This is a genomic window from Syntrophomonas sp. UBA5494 (genome assembly GCF_002426325.1).
In genome coordinates, this window is sequence record NZ_DIPG01000124.1 from 7,548 (window position 1) to 12,200 (window position 4,653).

General features: G+C 50.5%; 5 protein-coding genes. All 5 read right to left on the minus strand.

From position 1 onward, the window contains the following. The coding region (locus tag B3W37_RS13805) for a ribonuclease J (protein ID WP_483176150.1) at window positions 1–891 on the minus strand (891 nt) is incomplete at its 3' end. Window positions 892–1,094: 203 nt separating this feature from the next. Beyond that, window positions 1,095–1,973 (minus strand): 4-hydroxy-tetrahydrodipicolinate synthase, encoded by an 879-nt coding sequence (gene dapA / locus B3W37_RS13810; RefSeq protein ID WP_483169250.1) that lies wholly within the window; start codon window positions 1,971–1,973, stop codon window positions 1,095–1,097. A 17-nt stretch (window positions 1,974–1,990) separates the two neighbouring features. Further along, window positions 1,991–3,229 carry an aspartate kinase gene (gene dapG, locus B3W37_RS13815; protein ID WP_483169249.1) on the minus strand — a complete coding sequence of 413 codons (1,239 nt, stop codon included), beginning with the start codon at window positions 3,227–3,229 and terminating at the stop codon, window positions 1,991–1,993. Between the two features lie 4 nt (window positions 3,230–3,233). Beyond that, complete coding sequence (locus tag B3W37_RS13820) at window positions 3,234–4,250, minus strand: aspartate-semialdehyde dehydrogenase (RefSeq protein WP_483176151.1); 1,017 nt, start codon at window positions 4,248–4,250, stop codon at window positions 3,234–3,236. Window positions 4,251–4,331: 81 nt separating this feature from the next. Then, on the minus strand, window positions 4,332–4,653 hold a 322-nt coding region (locus B3W37_RS13825; protein ID WP_483176152.1), incomplete at its 5' end, for a dipicolinate synthase subunit B.

A 4,653-nucleotide genomic window follows, 5' to 3' on the forward strand; every position in this document is an offset into this window, starting at 1 on the left:
GGTAGTCACTATCACCATTTGCTCGGGCGGGTATTGGCTGATGTCTTCGATATCCACCAGTATTCCGGGGGGGATATCTATATAACCAAGCTCGCTGGACACCTGTACGTTATTAACCATGCTGCGTCCTGAGACGGCTACCTTGCGGTTAAATTTCTCAGCGGTGCGGATCACCTGTTGAATGCGATGTACATTGGAGGCAAAAGTAGTGACGATTATACGGCCATCGCATTGGCCGAAGAGGCTGTCAAAGGTGTTCCCCACCACTTTCTCCGACATGGTAAACCCGGGGCGCTCAGCATTGGTACTGTCTGAAAGCATTACCAAAACGCCTTTTTCTGCGATTTCCGCCAGTTTGCGAAAATCAACGGTTTCCCCGTCCACCGGAGTTTGATCCAGTTTGAAATCCCCGGTATGCAGAATTATTCCCAGGGGGGTATGGATGGCGATAGCTAAACAGTCGGGAATACTGTGGCAGACGCGAATAAACTCCACCTGCATATCGCCGAAATCGATGCTGTCGCGGGGTTTGACCACCTGCAAGGATGCATAGTCGATGTCGTGCTCGCGCAGCTTGTTGGCGGCGATCCCTATGGTTAACCTGCTGCCATAGACCGGCGCGTTAACTTCCTTAAGCATATAGGGAAGCCCGCCTACGTGGTCCTCATGGCCATGGGTTAGCAAAACGCCTTTCACTTTGTCCTTATTTTCGATCAAATAGGTAATATCTGGCAACACTATATCTATGCCCAGCAACTCGTCCTCTGGGAACATCAGCCCTGCGTCAATAACCAGAATGGTGTCACCGTATCTGATTGCCGCCATATTTTTCCCTACTTCCCCCAAACCGCCCAGGGGAATGATCTGTAAGCGGGAATCAAGTCCTGACACTTGAGCACCTCCTTATTTAATTTTTTAAAAATGAAAGATACCACCGCACACTTCCACTTGGCTTATTATAGCCGATAATAAGGGTATTAACAACTCCAAGCAAACCCTGCCTATAATTAAGCCAACAGACCAAAAGGGGGCCTCACGGTTAGTCATTTCTTAACACAATGACTAACCGTGAGGCCCCCTTTAGAAGCTAATGGTTATAATAGCTGATATCGCGCCAGCAAGGCTTTTATAAATGCTTGTTCGTTTTCACCCGGCGGTGTCAGGGGCAGACGAAATCCGCCCATGTCATGACCGAGCATATTCAAAGCGGTTTTCACCGGAATGGGATTAGTGGTAATAAACAGGCCCTTAAACATGGCGAACAACTCCCGGTGCAGCTGGCTGGCCCGGTTCACCTCTCCGGCCGCAAAGGCCGCAATCATTTCCGCAATAGGTTTGCCGATCACATGGGAGGCGATGCTGACCACGCCATGGGCCCCCAGAGCCATTAAAGGCAGGGTCAGAGAGTCGTCACCAGAATATACCGTGATTCTTTCCGGGATCATGGTCAAGAGCTGAGAAACCTGATCCATTGAGCCGCTGGCCTCTTTTACCGCAGTGATGTTTTCCACTTCAGCCAGGCGGGCTATGGTCTCGGGCAAGAGATTAGAACTGGTGCGGCCCGGTACATTATAAAGCATCACCGGCACCGGCACACTCTCTGCGATTTTACGAAAATGCTGGTATAAGCCTTCTTGAGTAGGTTTATTATAATAAGGGGTTACCACCATGACGCCGGCCACACCCGTTTTAACCGCAGCCTGGCTCAGTTCCACCACCGCTGCGGTATCATTGCAACCGGTTCCTGCCCACACCGGTACACGATCCCCTACTTGATCCTGTACCGTCTGGTAAAGTTTTAGTTTCTCCTCGTCATTCAACACCGGCGACTCACCGGTTGTGCCGCAAACCACCAGTCCCTCGCTGCCGTTCTTGCAGAGGTACTCGGCTAATTCAGCTGCTTTGGCGTAATTCACACTCAAGTCTTCGTTATAAGGGGTCACCATCGCCGTCATCAGTCTGGGTACTGCCATCCTACGATCACCACCATTTAATTATTTTTCCCCAGTTCAAACTTGTCATGGAGCGCTCTGACCGCCTGTTCCATATGTTCTCTATTCACCAGGCACCATATATTGGTATATGAGTCCCCTGATTGCAAAATGGGAATATCATATTCTGTCAAAGCCTCCACAACCTGGGCCATCACCCCGGGGATCCCGGTCATGGCAGCGCCAACTATGGCAACTTTGGCACAATTAACTTCCACTCCGGGTTCAAAGCCGATACCCCGCAAGGTTTGCTCGGCCTGCTCAGCCATGTCTTCTCCTACCGTAAACAGAATCAGTTCGGGCTGCACGCTGATGAAGTCCACACTGATGGAAGCTTCAGCCAGGCACTTAAAAACTTTTAAAGGCACATCCCTCTGCCGGTCAGGCTCTGTGATGCCTATCTTCAGCTGCGCTATATTCGAGGTGTAAGTGACTCCGGTAATCAGCGCATCGCGGATGATGCTTATGTCGTCATACCCCATGGAATGATGAGTGACCAGGGTGCCGGTTGAATTGGAAAAAGTGGAACGCACCCGCAACGGTATCCCTCGCTGCATGGCAATTTCCACCGCACGGGGATGGATCACCTTGGCTCCATCCCGGGCCAACTGGCAGATTTCATTGTAAGTAATGGCGTTTAAAAGTCTGGCATTGGTTACAATGCGCGGATCAGCGGTCATAATGCCTTCCACATCGGTAAAAATATCAATAAATTCAGCATTCAAAGCCACACCCAAAGCACTGGCGGTGGTGTCGCTGCCGCCCCGTCCCAGAGTGGTTAATTCTCCCTCTTCGGCAGTGCCCTGAAAACCGGCAATAACCGGAACAATCCCCTGTTCCAGACATTCCATTACATTCTTGGGATTGACATATAGAATATGTGCGTTGCCGTAGTTTCCATCGGTGACCAACCCGGCCTGGGCTCCGTTAAAGAAGCGGGCCGCGATCCCCATGGCGTTCAAATGCGATGATAAAATCAAGCCCGAGATCATTTCGCCACAGGACATCAAAAGATCCAGCTCCCGCGGGTTGGGTGAAGGATTTACCGCCCGCATCATATTGATGAAGGTGTCGGTAGCATAAGGATCTCCGGTCCTGCCTATAGCCGAAACCACCACCGCTACTCTATAACCTTCAGCTAGAGTCTGGCTGACAATTTGGCAAACCTGGGCTCTGGCCTGCGAGGTGGCCAGAGAGGTACCACCATATTTCTGAACAACTATCCTCAGTTTAAACACCTTCCTAATAGAGGTTTTTCTCCGCGACGATCTCAGCAATCTGAATCGCGTTGGTCGCCGCGCCTTTCCTGATCTGATCGGCAGCTACCCACAGAGCCAGACCATTTTCACAGGACAGATCCCTGCGAATACGGCCCACAAAAACCTCGTCGCGGTCGGAGCTAAAAAGCGGCATCGGATATATGTTCTGCTCGGGGCTATCCTGCACTACCACCCCGGGGGCAGCGGCCAAAATCTGTCGGGCTTCATCGGGGGATAAGGTTTTTTCGGTTTCTATATATATCGATTCGGAATGACTGCGGTATACCGGAATTCGTACCGCGGTTGCCGCAATCCGCAACTCAGGGGCGTGCATTATCTTCTGGGTCTCTAAGACCATTTTCATTTCTTCTCTGGTATAGGCGTTATCTTCGAAAACATCGATATGCGGAATCACGTTAAATGCTATGGGGTGAACAAATACGTTCAGTTCCGGATCTATACCCTGCATAGCGGCCTGGATGTGCTGATCCAGTTCATCCAAACCGGCTTTGCCCGCACCGGACACCGCCTGGTAGGTAGAAACCAGGATCCTTTTGATAACGGCTGCCTTATGCAAAGGATTAATGGCTACCACCATAATAATTGTGGAGCAATTGGGATTGGCGATGATGCCTTTATGCATGGCAATATCGTCGCCATTTACCTCTGGAACCACCAGAGGCACCTCGGGGTCCATGCGAAACGCATAGCTGTTGTCTATCACCACGCAGTTCTGGGCTACAATACCCGGAGCCATCATTTTGCTGACATCGGATCCGACTGCTAAAAGCGCTATATCGGCACGCTTAAAGGCTTCCGGGCTTGCTCCGGCCACAGTATACTCTTCGCCCTTGAATTTCAAGCGGCTTCCGGCTTCGCGGGGATCTGCCAAGCATATCAATTCCCGCACCGGAAAATTCCTCTCTTCCAAGACCTTGAGCATTTCCTGCCCTACCGCGCCTGTCGCACCCACTATTGCCAACTTAATTCCTACGGCCATCGGATTCGTTACCTCCTGCAAATAATACTAAGAAAATACTATTTATATAATATAGCACACCGTTTTGACCGACTCAATGAATTAGCGGGGGCCGAGCAAGACCGGCTGCAGTTGTTTGCCTTCTAAAGCAGAGACGATAGTATCGTAGACCAGGTCCATATCAGCTTGCAGGGAATTGCTTTTTTCCATGGGATTATCCTGTCTGAAGGGTACAAAATAAATATTTTTTGTATTGAGCAACAGGCCGATGTTTTTAGCGTTCAGCCCCAAGCCGTCATTGGTAGAGATGGCAATAACTACCGGACGCTGATTCCTGAGCTGAGCTTTCATGGCCATTAAGGCGGGCGTGTCAACAATACCGTTGGCAAATTTGGCAATACTATTGCCGGTAGCCGGCATAACC